The organism is Mycolicibacterium arcueilense, from assembly GCF_058536225.1.
Genome location: NZ_JBZTYL010000034.1, coordinates 119,761 through 137,937 on the forward strand (window position 1 = coordinate 119,761; position 18,177 = coordinate 137,937).

An 18,177-nucleotide genomic window follows, 5' to 3' on the forward strand; every position below is an offset into this window, starting at 1 on the left:
TCCTTTGGGTGAGGTTGGGTGGATTAGCGGGGCGGTTCGATCGGCAGGGTCGGGCCGCCGTAGGGCGTGGGAATGGTGTAGCGCCCCTTCGGTGTCGGATCGGTGGTGCGCCCGAGGTCGGCCCCGGGCGGCGGGCCCGCGGTGTCGTCACCTGCCGGACGCGGCGCATTCTTGGCGCCACGAACCAGGACACCGGGGTGGTCGTCGCGACAATACGTGTACATGTAGGGCTCCGGGTAGTCGGCCGACGCCGGTGGCCGGCGCGGTGTCCCGTAGTCACACGTATAGCGCGGATAGATGTCAGCCGTTGCCCACAGCCCGTTGTCGTGCATGACGCTGCCCAGCGCATCGAGCACCGAGGTGCGGTAGTTCGGGAACAGTGCATTCAAGGCCGGCACCCGCAGATACAGCAATTGCGAAGTGCTGGCGAGGCTTCCGAGCAGCTGCACCATTGTGTCGGAGTTGTCGGTGAACAGGTTGTCGACCGAGTTCAACGCTCCCGGGGTCTGATTCGTCAGCCGGCGGTAGCCGTCGCGCATCTTGTTGATCCCGTCGAACGTCGAGTCGAGGTTGTCCGACGCCACTGCGATCCCGGCATTCTTCTCCGACATCAGGTTGAACACCACGCGACTGTTGCGCAGCACGCTGACCGTCTCGGGTAGCACCGAATCCAGGGTGGACAACAGGAATGTGCCGCCGTCGATGACGTCGGCCAGCTTGCGCGGACCGGCCTGCGACATGCTCAGTTCCCGGCGGATCACTTCCAGCTTGCCGGTATCGACCTGGGCCAGCGCACCGTCGGCGTCGGCGAGCAACTGGGCCAGGCTGACCGGCACCGTGGCCTTGCCCAGACCGATCACACTGCCGTCGGAGAGGAACGGGCCGTCTGCCGTGTTCGCCGCGAAATCGATGTACTGCTCACCGGCCGGGGACAATCCGGACACCCGGACATCGCTCGACTTCGGGATGGAGACCGCCGAGTTCACTTTGACGACGGCGTTGACCCCGGCGGGTGTGATGTTGAGTCGCTCCACCCGCCCCACCCGCACGCCGCGCAACGTGACGTCCTGATTGGGCAGCAGGCCGGCGGATTCCGGCAGCTCGATGGTGATGCGGTAGCTCGAGTCCAACGGCTTGACCCGCAGTGCTCCGATCATCAGGTAGGCGCCGGCCACCACCAGCGTCATCACCAGCGCCCCGGCCGAAAGCCAGGCGCGACGCCGATACCCGGCCCGGACCACGCCGACGACGAAGTCGGCCAGTGCGTTGATCATCGCGGCACCTCCGCTGCCGGCACCGGCGCCGGTGTCTCAGCGGGAGCAACCGGCGGCGCGCCCGGGGGTGGCTCCGGAGGAGCCGCGGGTGCCGGGACGATCTCACCGGGTTCGGTCGGGCTGGGAATCACCGGCATCTGCGGCACCGACGGGCCACGACCGACGACCCGCTCCTGCAGCCGCAACAACGTGTACTGCAGTGAGCCGACCAGCTGATGCCAGTTGTAACGCTTGGGACCGTGCAATCCCGGATCACCACCGAACCCGATATCGGGAATCGATCCGAGAACCAGCCGGTCGATGCTGGCGCGCACCGAAAGCCCGCTGCCGGACGTCGCTTTCACCAGTGGCGGCATCAGCCGGTTGAGCGCGTACAGCGAGGCGTCCGGGGACAGCGCCACATCGTTCCACGCGCCCGCCACCCTGTTGGCATCGGCGATCACGCTGCGCCCGCTGGTGTCCGTGCCCGCGATCGACGGGAACTTGCGCAATTGCGCAGAGGTGTCGCCGATCTGGGTGATCAGATCGGCGATCTGAGTGGTGTGCTCGGCCAGCGTGTCGGTGGCCGGCCCGGCCGCATCCATCAACTCGCTGACGGTCTGGTTCTTGTCGTCGATCTGCTTCAACAGCCGCGAGGTCTCGGTCATGGCGGTCGAAAGCTGGTCGGAGCGCGCGTTCAGGGTGCCCAGCGTGTGGTTCGTCTTGGCGATCAGATTGCCGAACGCCTGACCCTGATCACCGGTGGCCTTGCCCATCCCGTTGATGATGTTGGTGAAATTGCGTACGGCACCACCGTTGACCAGGATCGCCGCCGAGCCCAGCAGTGATTCCACTGTCGCGGCGGCGCGGGTGTCGTCCAGACCGATGGTGTCGCCGTCCTTGAGCAACGGAGCGTTCGTGTCGACCGGGCTCGGCGGCCTGACCGAGACGAACACGTCGCCCAGCGGTGTCGCCGAACGCAATTCGGCGGTGGTGCCATGGGGCAGCCGGACCCCGTCCATGATGCGCAGGGTCGTCACGGCGGTGTAGTCCTTGGCCACCATCGACTCGAGTTCACCCACGTCGGCACCGGCCAACTTCACCTTGGCATTGGCCGGCAGATTCAAGGCGTTCGAGAACACCGCGGTCAGCCGGTAGCCACCGGAGCCGACACCGGGAGCCGGCAACGGCAGGCTGGCCAGGCCTTCGGACGCGCATCCCGAGACGGTCAGACATGCCGTCATCACCACGGGCAGAACGTATTTACGCCACGGTCGTTTCATCGCTGCCCCATCGCCGCCATGCCGTCGAGCATGTAGGAAAGCCCGAAGTCGGGACCGAAGTCCTGCACCGTTCCGGTGCTGCAGCCGAGCTGCCGCAGTCCCATCATGTTGCAGACCTCTTTGACGGTCTGCGAGTCGAACAGCACCTTGTCCACGAGGACGTGCGCCCGCGCCGAGCCGTTGTTCTGGTCGACGATGTTGTAGATGTTGTCCAGCGTCAACGGGGCCAGATCGAGGAACTCCGCGAGATCACGCCGCTGGTCCACCGTCGTGGTCAGCGCGGTATTGCCGTTGAGGACGATCTGTTTCACCTCATCGCGGTGGGTCTGCAGCACCTCGCCCACCTGGGTGATCACCTCGTTGATCTTCTTGCCGGTCGTGCCGCTGCCGAAGTTCTCGTCGGCCAGGATCTGGCTGAGTTGCCGCACCGACGAACCGAATTCCCGCAACGTGGCGTCGTTGCGGGAGGCGGCTTCGAACAACGAGCTCAAGTTCCGCACAATCGTGGTGAGCTGGTCGCGGGTCACCGCTCCGCGATCCGAACTGAGCCGCAACGCGTCTGACAGTTCACCGAGGGCGTCCTTCATCTGCTGCCCGTTGCCGTCGGCGATCGCCGCACTGGCGTTGACGACGTCGGCCAGCGGTCCGTTGCCCTTGCCGTCGCCCTTCAGCGACGAGGACAACTTGTCCAACACGTCGAGCACCCGGGCGAACTCGACGGGTGTCTTGGTTCGGTTCAGGCCGATCGTGTCGTGATTCTGCAGCGTCGCCCCACCGTGGTAGGCCGGGGTCAGCTCGATCTGGCGGTCGGTGAGGATCGAGTTGGAGATGGTGACCGCCTGCGCATCGGCCGGGACCGAAACGTCCTTGTCGACGGTGAACTCGACCTCGACGTAATTGCCCTTCGGCGTGATCTTGGTGACCTGACCCACCTGCATGCCGAGCACCGCGACCGTATTTCCCTCGTAAAGACCTGCAGCACTGTCGAATTGGGCCGTCACGGTGATGGTGTCGGTCCGATTTTTCAGAAACCACCAGCCCGCGCCTGCCACCGCCGCGACCAGCACGGCACCGGCCACGCACAGCGCGGCGATCTTGCTCCTGAACACGCTCATTGGCAGTCCTTGTAGTACTGGATCATGTTGAACTGCTTGGCCCGGCCGCTGATCGCACACATCCAGGAGTCGATCAGCAGCCCGTTGCCGACGTGCATCTCCCCGGCGTTGCCGTTGCCGGTGGCGTTGGCGAGCCCGCGCAGGGCCACCGGCCCGGATTGCAGTGTGCTGCGCAGCAGATCGTCATGCTGCCCCAGCATGTTGGACAGGTCGCGGAGGTTGGTGAGCAGCTGTTCGAGCTGCGGCCGGTCGTCGATCACGATGCCGGTCAGGGTCTGGACCAGGTTGGTCAGGGCCGCGAGCATGGCCTGAAATGAGGCCCGGCGCATGACGAACTCGCCGACCAGGTCGTTGCCCTGGTTGACCAGGTTGCCGATCGTGGCCTGCTGGCGGCGCAGCGTGTTACCGACCAGATCCGTGGTCTCCAGCAGGGAGCCCAGTTGGTCGCGTCGGTCGGCGATGATGGTCGCCAGCGTGTGGGTGTTCTCCAGTGCCTTGGGCACCACCTCCGGCAGACCCTCCATCTGCTTTCCGAGGATGCCCAGTGTCTGCGCGAACTTGTCGGAGTCGACCTGTTCGAAGGTGGTGGTGACGTCCCCCAGCGCCTCCTGCAGGTCGTAGGGCACCTCGGTGTGGGTGAGGTCAAAGGTGTTGTCGGGCAAGGAACCCGTGCCTGCGGGCTGCAGGGCCAGATAGCGGGACCCCAGGATCGTGGTGATCTTGATGACGGCCCGGGAGTCCTGTCCGAGCGGAACATCGTCGCGCACCTTGAGCTTGGCCTCTACGTGGTCACCGGCCAGCTTCATGCTCCTCACCTCGCCCACCGGCATGCCGGCGACGGTGATCGGGTTGCCGGCCTTGAGCGCAGCAGCCTGCTGGAACCGCGCGGTGTACTGCCGGTAGCCGACATCGGCCACCTTGACGATCAGCATCGCCCCGATCAGCACGGACACCACAGCGATCGCCATGATCCCGAGCCACGTCCGGTTGTAGCTCTCCAGAGGACGCCGCTTCTTCTTCGGCTTCTTCGGCGCCGTCGGATTCTCGCTCTTCGTCAGCTGATCAACCATTGGCCATGTTCCTGCACTTCGGGGTGTACTGCGCCTTGTTCCCCGGGGTGGCCGCGTCGACGATGATCGGTGTGACGTCGTTGAGGCCAGGGAAGAATCCCGTTGCGTTCAGATCGCATGCGTAGGTGGTGGCGTAGGCACCCTCGTTGGTCATCCGCGCGAAACCCTTGAGCAGCAAGGGCAGATTGGCGCCGGTGAATGCCAGTTGCGGTTCGATCCCCACCATGTGTGCGGCGAAACCGGGCTGCCGGGTCACAAGTTCGTTCAGCGACGGGTACACCTGATCGCTGATGGACGACAGTTGCTGCACCACCTTGGAGATCGAACCCAGAGAGTCCACCATCTCGGGCCGGCGGGCATCGAATGTGGCGACCATGCCCCGGGTTTGGGTGATCACCTCGTCCAGGCTGTCGTTGTGCTGGGCCAGGTTCTTGGCCACCGCGTTCAAGTTGTTGATCACCTCTCCGAGTTCCTGATCCCGGCCGGCGAAGGAATCGGTCAACTGCGAGGTCTGGTCGACGAGGGCGACGATCGAGGCGTTGTCGCCCTGCAGCGAGGCGATCACGCCTTTGGTGAGATTGTCGGCGTCCCGGGGATTGAGCACGCTGAACAGCGGCTCGTAGCCGTTGAGCAGGGCCCCGACATCGAACGACGGATCGGTCTGATCGACCGGGATCGTGCTGCCGGCCGGAAGTGGGCCCGGATCACCGAGATTTCCCAGCGACAGCCCGAGATACCGCTGCCCGACGATGTTCTGGTAGGTCACCGAGGCGACCGTCCGGCCGTACATCGGCTGGTTGTCCTGCACCACAAACGACACCTTGGCCAACGCGCCCTGCAGTTCGATCTTCTCGACGCGCCCGACCCGCACCCCGGCCATCCGGACGTCGTCTCCCTCGCGCAGGCCGAACACGTCGGAGAACAGTGCGGCGTAGGGCACCGTCTTGCCGGCCACATCACGGCGCAGCGTGACGTAGACCAGCCACGTCAACCCGAGCGCGACCACCATGAACAGCGACAGGCCGATCATTGCACCGCGGTACTTCATCGGCCTCCCTCTCCTGAAACTGGTTGCGGCGCCTCGGCGGGCAGCAGCGGACCGTCCGGTGCGGGCGCGGCACCGGGTGCGGGAGCCGATCCGGGCACCGATGCCGCCGGCGGTGAACCGGGCGGCCGCGGGGCCACCGGCGCGACCGGCGACAGCGGCACCGGCGGAGGCGGCGTCGGCACGAGTGCGGGGTTCGCCGTCCCCGGCACCGGCCCGGCCGGTGGCATCCACGGTGGAAGCGGCGGATTCGGATCCGACAGATCGGGGTTCGGGTTGACCAACGGCGGGCCGACCGCGACGAGATTCCCGTTGGCGCCCAACGCCGTTCCCGGCGGCGGCATCAGATCCGCAGGCGGTTGATAGTTCTCCGGCAGCAACACATCCGGCAGCGACGGGCGGGTCGGCACCAGAGGAGCGGTGAAGCAACTGGGGCCCTTGAGCCCGGAGTACTGCGGGCAGTCGGCACGGGTGTAGGCGTAGCTCGGTGTCAGCGAGAGGTTCACCCGCATGTTGCCGAAGTCGTTCTCGGGCATCCACACGTGGTCGAAGAACTTGCCCGACAGCTGGTTGAGCTTGACGAAGGCCGGCACCCAGTTGTTCGAGGTGTCCGCCAGCACGCCCAGTACCGGGGTCAGGTTCGACGTGGTCTTGACCAGTTGATCGGTATGGTTGTCCAGCGCGGTGTGCGTGGTACCCACGGTGTTGATCCCGCCGTTGATCATCGTGTTCAGCTGCGAGCGTTGCTCGACCAGCGTGCGCATCGGCTCCACGGCCTTGTGCAGGGCGTCGAGCAGATCCGGCGCGGTCTGTTGCAACCCGTGGGTCGCATCGATCAGGGCGGACACCGTGGTGTCGCCGGGCTCGGTCGCCACCACCGCATCGAGTTGATCGATCAACCGGTTCAATTGCGCTCCGCTGGTGAGCAATTCGTTACGACGGTTCTCGGTCGCGGCATTCACCGCGGCCAGGATGCCCACTGTCTTGTCCTCACGGCCACGACCCGTCGCGGCAAGCACATCGCGCAGCTTGCTGATCGTGGTCTGGAACAGCACCGTGGGAAGCTCGGTGTCCTCCGGGATTTGGGCGCCCGCAGAAATTGGGGCGCCCGGACCTCTATCGACGAGTTGCACCGACGACACCGCGAAGACATTGCTGGGCACCACCCGTGCGGTCACCGTGTTCGGGATGGAACCGGCGTACTCGGGTTTGAGATCGATGTGGACGAAGTTGGGATCGCCGTTGGCGGCCGGGACGACATCGTCGACCATCCCGACGAGTACGCCGTGATACTTCACGTCGGAGCGCTGCGGCAAGCCGTCGCCGACGTTGACCAGCGCGGCCACCACCGGCACCCGGTCGTCCAGCTTCCCGGTGGCCTTCACCAGAAGGAACGTCGAAACCAGCGCTGCCACAACGAGTACCGCGGCGCCACAGCCGAGCAGCTGACGGTCGGACGGGCCCCGACCATCCATTTCCAGCGAGTTACCCATCTAGCCGCCGAACCTCGCTCCTGAATCGACCGTCCACAGCGCCATGGTGAGCAGCATGTTGACGATGACCACCACGGTGATGCTGGCGCGCATGGCGTGACCGGCGGCCACGCCCACTCCTACCGGTCCGCCCGAGGCGTAGAACCCGTAGTAGCACTGCACCGTGGAGGCGATCCACACGAAGATGACCGCCTTCAGCACCGAGTAGAGGATGTCCTGCCCGGACAGCATGAGGGTGAAGTAATGCATGTAGGAACCGGTCGAGCCGCCGCTGATCAGGAAGACCACCACCTGGGTGGTCAGATAGCTGACCGCAAGGCAGAGCGCGTAGAGCGGGATCACGGCGATCACCGCAGCCATCAGCCGCGTGGTGACCAGATACGGGATCGGTCGGATCGCGATGGAATCGAGCGCGTCGATCTCCTCGGCGATGCGCATCGACCCCAGCTGCGCGGTGAATCGGCAACCGGCTTGCGTGGCGAAGGCCAGCGACGCCGCGATGGGCGCCAGCTCGCGGGTGTTCACCAACGACGAGATGATGCCGGTGGCCGGACCGAGCCCGAGCAGATCGAGAAAGTTGTAGCCCTCGATACCGACGAGTGCACCCATGGTGATGCCCAGTACGACCGCGACCCCGATGGTGCCGCCGCCGACCACGAGTGAGCCGTTGCCCCAGGCGATGTCGGAGAGCAGCCGGACGAATTCACTGCGGTAGTGGCGCAGCACGATCGGTACCGCTGTCAGTGCCCGGACGAAGAACACCATCATGTGGCCCAGCCGCATCACCGGCTGGGAAGCCCGCCGGTAGAGCCGGACCCACGGCGCCAGTAGCGGTGGGACGAATGTCGAGGCCGTCACGTCACAGCCCGACCCGGGGGAACAACATGATGTAGAGCTGGCTTATCGCCACGTTGACCACCATCAGCAACAGAATCGATTCCACTACCGCCGCATTCACTGAGTTCGCCACACCGGTGGGCCCACCTTTGGTCGACAACCCCTTCTGACACGACACCACCGCGACGATGGCACCGAAGATCACCGCCTTCACCAGAGCCACGATCATGTCGCCGGTGGTGGCGAACGAGGCGAAGGTCGCCACGAAGCTGCCGGGCGCACCGTTCTGGAAGTAGACGTTGAACAGGAAGCTGGCCAGGAAGCCGACGAAGCACACGACCCCGGTCAGCGCCACGCCGATCATGATCGCGGCGACGAAACGCGGCACGACCAACCGCTGAATCACCGAGACACCCATGACCTCCATGGCATCGGTTTCCTCACGCATGGTCCGCGAACCCAGGTCGGCGGTGATCGCCGACCCCACCGCGGCGGCCATGAGAACAGCTGCGACCAGTGAGGCGGCCTGCCGGATCACCGCCAGGCCACTGGCCGCACCGGCCAGTGAGGTCGCGCCGACCTGGCCGGCCAAGAGCGCGAACTGGATCGAGAGGGTGACGCCGATCGGCAGGGCCACCAGCACGGTGGGCAGCACGGCGGTGCCGGCCATGAACGCGCCCTGCCGAATGAACTCCTGCCACTGGAAGCGGCCCGTCACAAGGTCGAGGAACAGGATCTGGACGGTGCGGACGCCGAGCACGAACTGGTCCCCGACCGTGGCGAGCGACGCCAGCGGATGACGCCGGGCGTAACCGGTGGCCCAATTCTCGATGGCGTCGATTCCCCGCTCCGGTTCGACCCCATCAGAAACGCTCTCAGGCGGCGCCGTCATCCTCTCTCATTAAGCAGCAGAACCAGCAAAGATCAACCCTCCCCAAACCGAGGTACGGCCGCTCTCGGCCGAATAACTCGCATTGGATGGCACCGTAACGTCGAGACTCGATCCCCGTCAACGTTTTGCCGAATTATCATTCACTTAGCGAGATGGGCTCATCAATTTCCGGCAAACCACCCGCCGCCACCATCGCGTAGCCAGCACCGCTCGAACGGGCGGGCGATGCCTTGTCACTTCCCGTATTACGTGTAAATACAGTGCATTCAGGCGGTTGCGAGGGTGATCAACATTGACGCCGGCGCAAGTGCCGCGCTCTGACCGGCGGAGGGTTCGTGCCGCATGGACGAACTCACCACGGAATCCGTGCCCGGTATGGCCATTAACTTTGCCGATCGTGTCGAAACTGTGGAAAAGCTGTCGGATTTTTGCCGACGACGGGGCCGCGTCGGCCGGCTCACCGCCCGCGCCGAAGTCTACTGACTACGCGCGATGTCAGTCGGGTTTCGCAACATCTCGTCCGCGCCGGATTCCCGGTTCGCTTGCGCCACGATCGCGGACAGCAGACCGGGCATGGCGGCGTCCACGTCATGCGCGCGCAACTGCTGATAGACGTGACCCTCACTGATCACCCGTTCGGTGAGGCCGGCGTCGCGCAGGATGTTGAAGTGGTGGGTGGCCGTCGACTTGTTGATGCCGTCATAGAGCGCCGCGCATTTCACCGGCTCGCCGGCGTCGTGTAGACGACGCACCATCTCGAGCCGCACAGGATCCTGCAGAGCTGCCAGCAACTGCGGCAACGTGCCCACCCGACACGGCGCCTCGACCGTCGGAGCATCTGCCATGCGTGTCCCCCCGCCGCCAGAAATAAGTTTGATGAACGTCAAACCCAGCGTAGGCTCGGCCGGGTTCGATGAATATCGAACCTACCGGACGGGGAGTGGCGATGGCGCGGATTTCGGCGGAGAACGTCCTCGGGCGGGAGGTCGAGCAGGGCCAACGCTGGGCCTATCCACTGCTGCTCATCTTCAGCGGCGTGGCACTGGGAGTCTCGGGCCTGCCGGCACCCCTGTACGGAATCTACGAAACCGCCTGGCATCTCACGCCGCTGGCCACCACGGTCATCTTCGCGGTGTACGCGCTGGCTGCGCTGGCCGCCGTCCTCATCTCCGGCCGCATCTCCGACGTGATCGGCCGCAAGCCTGTGCTCGTCGGCGCCCTGATCGCCATGCTCATCGGACTCGGCGTGTTCCTGGTCGCCGACAACATGGCCCTGCTCCTGCTGGCCCGCACCATCCACGGCGCGGCCATCGGTTCGATCGTGGTGGTCGCCGCCGCCGCGCTACTGGACCTGCGCCCGCACCGCAGTGTGCGCTCGGGACAACTCAGCGGCGTCGCCTTCAACATCGGCATGACGGTGGCGATCATCGGCTCCGCCGTCCTCGCGCAGTACGCCCCGCACCCGCTGCGCACCCCGTACGCCGTCGTCGCGGTGATCTGCGTGCTCGTCGGCGTCGGCGTGCTGGCGCTGCGCGAAACCCACACCACCCGCTCCCCCGGCCCCATCCGGGTCTCGAAACCCGCTGTGGCCAAGGAAATTCGATCAGACTTCTGGTTCGCCGCACTCGGCGCCATGGCGTCGTGGTCGGTCCTGGGCGTACTGCTGTCGCTGTATCCGTCGCTGGCCGCCCACCAGACCCACATCGAGAACCTGGTGTTCGGCGGCGGAGTCGTGGCCATCACCGCGTTCTCCGCAGCGATGGCCCAACTGGCCGCCACGCGCATCCCGGCACACCGTTCCGCGATCATCGGCGACATCGGCATGGCGGTCGCCCTGATGCTGACCATTCCGGTGCTGCTCACCCACTCCTGGCCCCTGGTGTTCGTCGCGGCAGCAATGCTCGGTGCGACGTTCGGGCTCGGGTTCGGCGGATCGCTGCGGCACCTGTCCCATGTCGTCCCGGCCGATCAGCGCGGCGAAACCATGTCCGCGTTCTACCTGCTGGCCTACACCGCCATGGCCGTCCCGACCCTGCTGGCCGGCTGGGCCGCCACCCGCTGGGACCTGGCCACCGTCTTCCCGTGGTTCGCCGGCGCGGTGTCGACGGCATGCCTGACGGCCGCGATCATCGGCACGCTGAGCCGACGCAGAACCGCCACCGGCTGACCCAGTTCGACAACTTGCGCTCAGCAACCGGGTCTCGGCAATACGCTGATCGCCATGGCACCAGCGCAACGCGAACCGAACGTCGTCGTCCTCGGCGGCGGGTCTTGGGGCACCACCGTCGCCTCCATCTGTGCCCGGCGCGGGCCGACGCTGCAGTGGGTGCGCTCGGCGGAGACCGCCGAGGACATCAACGACAACCACCGCAACTCGCGTTACCTGGGCAACGAGGTGGTTTTGCCCGAAAGCCTCAAGGCCACCAACGATTTCAACGAGGCGGCCAACTGCGCCGATGTGATCGTGATGGGCGTCCCGTCCCACGGCTTCCGCGGGGTCCTCACCGAGCTGGCCCGGGAACTGCGTCCGTGGGTGCCGGTGGTCTCCCTGGTCAAAGGCCTGGAACAGGGCACCAACATGCGAATGAGCGAGATCGTCGACGAGGTGCTGCCCGGGCATCCGGCCGGCATCCTGGCCGGGCCGAACATCGCCCGCGAGGTCGCCGAGGGCTATGCCGCCGCCGCAGTGCTGGCCATGCCCGACCAACATCTGGCCGCGAACCTGGCACAGTTGTTCCGCACCAAGCGTTTTCGCACCTACACCACCGACGACGTGGTGGGCGTGGAGATGGCCGGGGCCCTCAAGAACGTCTACGCCATCGCCGTCGGCATGGGCTACTCACTGGGCATCGGCGAGAACACCCGCGCGATGGTGATGGCCCGCGCGGTGCGAGAGATGGCCAAACTGGGCGAGGCCGTCGGCGGCCAGCGCGACACATTCGCCGGCCTGGCCGGCATGGGAGACCTCATCGTCACCTGCACCAGCCAGCGCAGTCGCAACCGCCATGTCGGCGAACAACTGGGATCGGGCAAGTCCATCGACGCGATCATCGCGTCGATGAATCAGGTCGCCGAGGGCGTCAAGGCAGCCAGCGTGATCATGGAGTTCGCCGACAAGTACGGGCTCAACATGCCCATCGCCCGCGAGGTCGACGCGGTGATCAACCACGGCGCGAAGGTCGAGGACGCCTACTACGGGTTGATGGTCGAGAAGCCCGGCCACGAGGTGCACGGCTCGGGGTTCTGATTTTCTGCGCCGAGAGTGACGCCGTGGTCGCTCAGCGTCGCTGACGACGACCTCTACGTCGCTTTCGCGGAACCGGGTTCGACGCCGCGCACGGCGGCGCGGAAGTCCTCGGCCCCGACCGGTGGGGCGATGGTCCAGAGCACCTCGGCCTCGTCGTCGGTCGGGTTGTGCCAGTCATGCAGTTGGGTCGCCCCGAAGGTCATGCTGTCGCCGGTGTCGAGCAAGGTGGTCTGGCCCTCGACGGTGATACTGAGCCCGCCCTTGAGCACGTAGACGAAAATCGTTGCGGCGTCGAGTCGGTAGGCCCCGCCCGAACCACCGCCCGGCCGCATGATGGTGTGCATCACCTGCACATGGTGTTCGGACTTCGGGGTCAGTAACTCCTCCCTGACCCCGTGTCCGCCCATCTCCAGCGGCGCGCCGGCCCCGCTGCGCACCACCGGCGCCGAGGGGTACTCGAACAGTTCGCCGATGCCGATCTCCAAGGCGTCGCAGATGCGCATCAGCACCGGGACCGACACATTGGTCATCCCCCGCTCGGCCAGGCTCAGGAAGCCCTTGGTCACCTCGGCCCGGGCGGCCACCTCGGTCAGGCTCAATCCGCGCTGACCGCGGAACTCACGCAGCCGTGCCCCGGCCCGTCCCATCCCGGTCTCCGTGCCGGTCTGGCCTCCGTCCGCCACTGAACCTCCCCCTTCCTGTTGACGCCCATTCGTTTAGTGGTGTAAAACACATCCATCGTTTTATGGCATTGAACCCTACACGTGGCGGTGCCCCTCCGAAGCACAGAAAGGCACGCGGTGTCTGCACCTGCAACCGAGCCCAACAGCGAGTCGACGCGCATCCAGGCCGCCGTCCTCGACGGCAACGGAACCATCAGCATCGAGCGCGTCGATCTCGCTGCGCCCGGCCCCGGCGAGGTGCGGGTCCGGATCGCCGCGGCCGGCGTCTGCCACTCCGACCTGCACGTCACTACCGGAGCCTGGGACGTCCCGGCGCCGGTGGTGCTGGGACACGAAGGATCCGGCGTGGTCACCGCGGTCGGCCCCGGCGTCGACGACCTCGAACCCGGCGACCATGTGGTGCTCAGCTGGGTGCCCGGCTGCGGTGAATGCCGCGCCTGCCAGGCCGGCCGTCCGGCCCAGTGCGCACTGGTGGCGTCGGTCGTGGCCACCGGCGGCACCCTGTACGACGGAACCACCCGGCTGTCCAACGAGCGCGGCCAGATCCACCACTACCTCGGGGTGTCCTCCTACGCCGAGCAGGTCGTGGTCCCCCGCAGCGGCGCGATCAAGGTCCGCAAGGATGCGCCACTGGAAGACATCGCGATCGTGGGCTGTGCGATCGCCACCGGAGTGGGCGCGGTGCGCAATACCGCAGGCGTACAACCTGATTCGACCGTCGCGGTGATCGGCTGCGGCGGAGTGGGCCTGGCCTGCGTCCAGGGCGCCAGGCTGGCCGGCGCCTCACGCATCGTGGCAGTGGACGTCGTCGCCGAAAAGCTCGACCTGGCACGCAAACTCGGTGCCACCGACACCGTCGACGCCTCGACGGTCGAGGACGTTGTGGCAGCCCTGCGTGAGATACTGCCCGACGGATACGACTACATCTTCGACGCCATCGGCAAGATCGCCACCACCGAGCAGGCCATCGCGGCACTGGGCCTCGGCGGAGCCGCGGTCATCGTGGGCCTGCCGCCGGCCGGCGAGCGGGCCAGCTTCGACCCGCTTGCACTGGCCGAGGCCGATCAACGGATCCTGGGCTCCAATTACGGCTCGGCGGTGCCGGAGCGCGACATCCCGCAGCTGGTCGACGAGGTGATGGCGGGCAACCTCGACCTGGCCTCGATGATCTCCGCCCGGCGGCCCCTGGCCGAAGCCGCGGCCGCCCTCGATGATCTGGCCGCCGGCCACGCTCTGCGCCAACTCCTCGTCCCGAACGCCTGAGAAGAATCGAGATCCCAAGTGACTGAAGATCTCCAGACCCGGGCCGAGACCCCGACCGGGGACGCGGGCCTGCGCCGCGGGGTGATGGGCGGCGGCGAACTGGCCGCGCAGGCCATCGCCAACATCGCACCCAGCGCCGTCATCGCATTCACCGCTGCCGCCATCTACACCACCGCCAGTAACGGCACCTGGGTCTCGTTCGCGCTGGCCACCGTCGTCATCCTTTCGGTGGGCTACTGCATCTCGCAGTTCGCGAAGCGCCGCTCGAGTGCGGGCTCGCTCTACAGCTATGCCGCGACCGCGCTGGGGCCGTTCGGCGCCTACCTGACCGGCGTCAGCCTGATCATCGGATGCTTCGGGATCGCCGCGGGTTCACTGAGCGGCTCGGTGGCCTACACCGCCACCCTGCTGAACCAACTCGGTATTCCGGTCCACGGGGTGGCTGCGCAGATCGTCCTCGCCGCCATCCTCGGTGTGCTGGCCACTTTGTTCACCATCCGCGGCATCCGGCTGTCCGCTCGGGTTTCGCTTGTGCTGGAACTGGTTTCGGTGTCGATCATCACCCTGCTGCTGGTCTTCACCCTGGTGCACCTGGGGGCGAACGCTTTCGATGCCGACCAGTTCGACCTGAGTGGCGCCAAGCCGTCGGGTATCGCGGTGGGCATGGTGTTGGCGATCCTGGGCTTCGTCGGGTTCTCCAGCGCCGACGCCTTGGCCCGCGAGGCCAAAGATCCCTACCGCGCGGTGCCGCGGGCCATCATGTGGAGCGCCGCCGGCGTGGGTGTGCTGTATGTCTTCGCCGCCTACACCCAGGTGGCCGCGCTGGGCCCCGACCTAGGCGAATCCGCCCAGCCGCTCAACGATCTCGCAACCCTGGTCGGCATGCCGGGCTGGTTCAACCCGATCCTCAACTTCGGTATCGCCGCATCGTTCTTCGCCGTCGTGGTCGCGCCGATGAACGTCATCGGCCGCATCCTCTACGTGATGGGCAAGGAGGGTGTGGTTCCGTCGGCGATCGGCCGGACCCACCCGACGCACCTGACCCCGCACCGCGCGCTGATCTCGGTCAGCCCGCTGGTGATCGCGGTGCCCGTGGTCCTGTACCTGGTGGGCGTCGACGCGATGAACGTCGTGACCTGGGTGGACACCTACGGAACCTACGGCTACATGGTCGCCTACGCGGCCGCCGCGATCGCGGCCGTCGTCTTCCTGCGCAGTATCAAAGTCCGTGTTCCGCTGGTCTGGCCGGCCGCCGCGCTGGCCATCGGATCAATGGCATATGTGTTCTACGCCAACGTGTATCCGGTGCCGGCCTACCCGCTCAACGTGATCCCGTGGCTGTTCCTGGCGACGGTTGCCGCCGCGCTGGCCTGGTACTGGATCCTGAGCCGTCGGTCACCGGAAGTGATCGCAAGGATCGGTACCAGCGACATGGAAACGCTCGAAGGAATCGGCTGACGCGTCGGGGGCTCAGCCGATCTGGAAGGTGGGCTTGAAGTCCGACTCCTGCTCACCGATGACGAAGCTGCCCGCCGGGCTGATCACGAAACCCGCCTGATTGCGCCCGTCGATGCATGAGGTGGTCACCCCGTCGGTGCCGCAGCTCACCGTCTGATAGCTGAGCCGCGAATTCGGCGGCAACGGCTTGGGGTTCTCGACGACGGCGAAGACCGGGGCCGGCGAACTGGCGAACCCGGGTACTCCCGGCCCGCCGCTGACCAGGTTGGCCCCGTTGGGCGCGGCCGGGATCGGTCCGCTGCAGCCGTAGCTACCGTTGCGCTGAATCACGCAGGTGATGCCGTCGGGGACCCTGAACGCGTACCAGGTCTTGTCCATCACCGCGTATTCGGAGGTCTTGACCGGTGCGTACGCGTTGACGTTCGGGGCGGCCGGCGCGGGCTCCGGCTCAGCTTGCGCGACCCCTGGCACGCTCATCACCGCCGCTCCCGCGGCGCTCACCAGGCCAATCACCACTCTGCTCAGCACGCCGCCACCCTAACCTGGGGCGAGTGGACGGTCCACCGCTCCGGGGCGGGGCTGGGGCTACTTGCCCTGCCCGCAGGCGAGGTCGACGTAGACCGTCGTGTAGCGGACGCGCTCCTCGGTGTTGCCCCGCGGCGCGGCCTTGAGTTCGGTGATGTCGCGGCCGGGACGGACCGCCTTGACGTTGCAGTCACTGATCGACCCACTGCCGACGCGGGACAGGATGACGCGGTAGCCCTCGTCCTCCAGCTGCTTGATGGTCTGCTGGGCCGACCCTGTGCCACCCGGCGCAGCGGCGGCCGGGGCTGCCAGCGCGCCCAATGCCAGACCGGCTCCCACGGAGGCGATGGCAACAGTTTTCCAGATGTTCATCATTGAATTACCTGGCCTTTCTCTTGCTGAGGTAGTTCCAGCCTAAAGAGCCATTTCACCAGGGTCCATCAACTCATATTGAACACATACGAATTACTGCATACGGCTCGGCCGTCAAAGAATATTCAGGGCTAATTCATATTTTTTGCATGGGCGGCAAGCGTCTCCGGCGCGACGTCGGCGGCGAGCGGGAGCCGCACAGTAAATACCGTGTGACCAGGCCTTGAGTCGACCGCGACGGTGCCCTGGTGGGCCTCGATGATCGAGGCCACGATAGCCAGCCCCAACCCGGTACTACCCAATTCCCGCGACCGTGATTTGTCCGCCCTGACAAACCGGCCAAAAAGATTCGGCAACAATTCTGCATCAATTCCGGGGCCGTCATCGACGACCGTCAATTCGGCGAATTCTCCGGCCTCGGTCAATGCAATGGTGACCGTCACACCGGGCGGTGTGTGTATCCGGGCGTTCGTCAACAGATTGCTGATCACCTGGTGCAGCCGGGCCAGGTCTCCGCGCACCCACAACGGATCGTCGGGCAGTTCGGCCACCCAGTGATGCTCGGGTGCGCCCACCGCCACGTCGTTGATCGCGTCCACCACCAGATCGCTCAGGTCGATGTCGTCGGTCTCCAGTTCCTGACCTTCACTCAACCGCGACAACAGCAGCAGGTCGCTGACCAGCCCGGTCATCCGCCGCGCCTCGGCCTCGATGCGGGCCAGGGCATATTCGGTGGTCGGCGGCAGGTTTGCGCTGTCCTGCCGGGTGAGCTCGGCATAGCCCTGGATCGCCGCGAGTGGCGTGCGCAATTCGTGGCTGGCATCGGTGAGGAACTGCCGCGTGCGCCGGTCGGAATCGGCCAGCGCGGCCAGCGCGCTGTCGACATTCGCCAACAGCTGGTTGAGTGTGTCCCCCACCAGGCCGACCTCGGTGTCCGGATCGGTGTCCTTGTCCCGCACCCGTGTCGTGATGCGGTGGTCTCCACCGTCCAACGGCAATTTCGCCACCTTGGCCGCGGTGGCCGCCACCCGGCTCAACGGCCGCAGCGCATAACGCACCACCGCGACCGTGCCCAACGCAGTGACGATCAGGGCGATGACGATCATCACCCCGACGGTCACCGTCTTGCGCGCGATCACCATGTTGGCGCTGTCCAGCGACACCCCGGAGACCAGCATGTCGCCGTTACCCGCAGGCAGACTGGCCAATCGATAGGAGCCCAGCACCGGAAGCTTCACCGTGCGGGGCTGCTCGTCGCTCCAGTCGTACTGGTCGAGCGCAGCGGTCACCGCTGCCGCCGCCGGGTGCGGCTCACCGTCGGAGAACACCGCCGACTGGATCACCTCGCCGTCGTGCAGCACCGCGATCAGGTTGCCCGGAGCCTGCCCGACGAACGCCGTGAGCGCCTCGGTGTCGGACGCGAGCTCGTGGTCGGTCCGACTTTCCCGCCACTTCTCGAGGGAATGGCTGAACGCTGCCAACGACCGCGACACCTCGGTATCGCTCATCGTTGTCACATAGGTGTGCAAGCTGTACACGGACAACGCGCCGACGGCGAACAGCACCACGGTGACGAGCGCACTGACGCCCAGTACCAATTGCCGGCGCAGTGAGCGCGGCCCCCAACGCCTGGGCGGCATC

General features: G+C 66.2%; 18 protein-coding genes. 5 read left to right on the forward strand and 13 right to left on the reverse strand.

What is annotated here, in order from left to right; genetic code table 11:
- Nucleotides 1-23: 23 nt before the first annotated feature.
- The 8 genes from AC4LGL_RS29190 to AC4LGL_RS29225 are packed head-to-tail and all read right to left on the reverse strand — an operon-like array spanning nucleotide 24 to nucleotide 8,988.
- Entirely contained in the window at nucleotides 24-1,274 is a 1,251-nt protein-coding gene (locus AC4LGL_RS29190) for an MlaD family protein (RefSeq protein ID WP_491841786.1), read from the reverse strand.
- On the reverse strand, nucleotides 1,271-2,536 hold the full coding sequence (locus AC4LGL_RS29195) for an MCE family protein (RefSeq protein WP_491841787.1): 1,266 nt from the start codon (nucleotides 2,534-2,536) through the stop codon (nucleotides 1,271-1,273). Before AC4LGL_RS29195 ends, AC4LGL_RS29190 begins: the two co-directional genes overlap by 4 nt.
- On the reverse strand, nucleotides 2,533-3,651 hold the full coding sequence (locus AC4LGL_RS29200) for an MCE family protein (RefSeq protein ID WP_491841788.1): 1,119 nt from the start codon (nucleotides 3,649-3,651) through the stop codon (nucleotides 2,533-2,535). The genes AC4LGL_RS29195 and AC4LGL_RS29200 overlap by 4 nt, the downstream gene beginning before the upstream one ends.
- Nucleotides 3,648-4,721, reverse strand: coding sequence for an MlaD family protein (locus AC4LGL_RS29205; protein ID WP_491841789.1), 1,074 nt, complete (start codon nucleotides 4,719-4,721; stop codon nucleotides 3,648-3,650). Before AC4LGL_RS29205 ends, AC4LGL_RS29200 begins: the two co-directional genes overlap by 4 nt.
- Nucleotides 4,714-5,769, reverse strand: coding sequence for an MlaD family protein (locus tag AC4LGL_RS29210; protein ID WP_491841790.1), 1,056 nt, complete (start codon nucleotides 5,767-5,769; stop codon nucleotides 4,714-4,716). Before AC4LGL_RS29210 ends, AC4LGL_RS29205 begins: the two co-directional genes overlap by 8 nt.
- The gene (locus AC4LGL_RS29215) at nucleotides 5,766-7,259 is read right to left on the reverse strand and encodes an MlaD family protein (RefSeq protein WP_491841791.1); all 1,494 of its coding nucleotides are present in this window, start codon (nucleotides 7,257-7,259) and stop codon (nucleotides 5,766-5,768) included. Before AC4LGL_RS29215 ends, AC4LGL_RS29210 begins: the two co-directional genes overlap by 4 nt.
- Nucleotides 7,260-8,117: an ABC transporter permease gene (locus AC4LGL_RS29220; RefSeq protein WP_491841792.1), complete on the reverse strand. Its 858-nt coding sequence runs from the start codon at nucleotides 8,115-8,117 to the stop codon at nucleotides 7,260-7,262.
- A gap of 1 nt (nucleotide 8,118) precedes the next feature.
- Nucleotides 8,119-8,988 (reverse strand): MlaE family ABC transporter permease, encoded by an 870-nt coding sequence (locus AC4LGL_RS29225; RefSeq protein WP_055110313.1) that lies wholly within the window; start codon nucleotides 8,986-8,988, stop codon nucleotides 8,119-8,121.
- Nucleotides 8,989-9,330: 342 nt separating this feature from the next.
- On the opposite strand from AC4LGL_RS29225, the gene AC4LGL_RS29230 reads away from it, so the two are divergent.
- On the forward strand, nucleotides 9,331-9,471 hold the full coding sequence (locus AC4LGL_RS29230; protein ID WP_491841793.1) for a hypothetical protein: 141 nt from the start codon (nucleotides 9,331-9,333) through the stop codon (nucleotides 9,469-9,471).
- On the opposite strand, the gene AC4LGL_RS29235 is transcribed toward AC4LGL_RS29230, so the two are convergent.
- On the reverse strand, nucleotides 9,465-9,833 hold the full coding sequence (locus AC4LGL_RS29235) for an ArsR/SmtB family transcription factor (RefSeq protein WP_491841794.1): 369 nt from the start codon (nucleotides 9,831-9,833) through the stop codon (nucleotides 9,465-9,467). The genes AC4LGL_RS29230 and AC4LGL_RS29235 overlap by 7 nt on opposite strands.
- Nucleotides 9,834-9,934: 101 nt before the next feature.
- Between AC4LGL_RS29235 and AC4LGL_RS29240 the strand changes: the two genes are divergently transcribed.
- Together AC4LGL_RS29240 and AC4LGL_RS29245 are read left to right on the forward strand one after the other, a co-directional pair.
- On the forward strand, nucleotides 9,935-11,155 hold the full coding sequence (locus AC4LGL_RS29240; protein WP_491841850.1) for an MFS transporter: 1,221 nt from the start codon (nucleotides 9,935-9,937) through the stop codon (nucleotides 11,153-11,155).
- Between the two features lie 54 nt (nucleotides 11,156-11,209).
- The gene (locus tag AC4LGL_RS29245; RefSeq protein WP_491841795.1) at nucleotides 11,210-12,235 is read left to right on the forward strand and encodes an NAD(P)H-dependent glycerol-3-phosphate dehydrogenase; all 1,026 of its coding nucleotides are present in this window, start codon (nucleotides 11,210-11,212) and stop codon (nucleotides 12,233-12,235) included.
- Nucleotides 12,236-12,288: 53 nt separating this feature from the next.
- Here AC4LGL_RS29245 and AC4LGL_RS29250 read toward each other — a convergent pair whose 3' ends face one another.
- Nucleotides 12,289-12,918: a helix-turn-helix domain-containing protein gene (locus AC4LGL_RS29250; RefSeq protein WP_491841796.1), complete on the reverse strand. Its 630-nt coding sequence runs from the start codon at nucleotides 12,916-12,918 to the stop codon at nucleotides 12,289-12,291.
- Between the two features lie 117 nt (nucleotides 12,919-13,035).
- On the opposite strand from AC4LGL_RS29250, the gene AC4LGL_RS29255 reads away from it, so the two are divergent.
- Together AC4LGL_RS29255 and AC4LGL_RS29260 are read left to right on the forward strand one after the other, a co-directional pair.
- Nucleotides 13,036-14,181 carry a zinc-binding dehydrogenase gene (locus AC4LGL_RS29255; RefSeq protein WP_491841797.1) on the forward strand — a complete coding sequence of 382 codons (1,146 nt, stop codon included), beginning with the start codon at nucleotides 13,036-13,038 and terminating at the stop codon, nucleotides 14,179-14,181.
- An 18-nt stretch (nucleotides 14,182-14,199) separates the two neighbouring features.
- Nucleotides 14,200-15,639, forward strand: coding sequence for an APC family permease (locus AC4LGL_RS29260; RefSeq protein ID WP_491841798.1), 1,440 nt, complete (start codon nucleotides 14,200-14,202; stop codon nucleotides 15,637-15,639).
- Nucleotides 15,640-15,651: 12 nt separating this feature from the next.
- Here AC4LGL_RS29260 and AC4LGL_RS29265 read toward each other — a convergent pair whose 3' ends face one another.
- The 3 genes from AC4LGL_RS29265 to AC4LGL_RS29275 all read right to left on the reverse strand — a co-directional run bounded on the left by AC4LGL_RS29265 (nucleotide 15,652) and on the right by AC4LGL_RS29275 (nucleotide 18,176).
- Nucleotides 15,652-16,167, reverse strand: a complete 516-nt coding sequence (locus tag AC4LGL_RS29265; RefSeq protein WP_491841799.1) for a hypothetical protein — start codon at nucleotides 16,165-16,167, stop codon at nucleotides 15,652-15,654.
- 57 nt (nucleotides 16,168-16,224) lie between these two features.
- Complete coding sequence (locus AC4LGL_RS29270) at nucleotides 16,225-16,539, reverse strand: hypothetical protein (protein ID WP_491841800.1); 315 nt, start codon at nucleotides 16,537-16,539, stop codon at nucleotides 16,225-16,227.
- Nucleotides 16,540-16,667: 128 nt separating this feature from the next.
- Nucleotides 16,668-18,176, reverse strand: a complete 1,509-nt coding sequence (locus tag AC4LGL_RS29275; protein WP_491841801.1) for a sensor histidine kinase — start codon at nucleotides 18,174-18,176, stop codon at nucleotides 16,668-16,670.
- Between the last annotated feature and the right edge of the window lies 1 nt (nucleotide 18,177).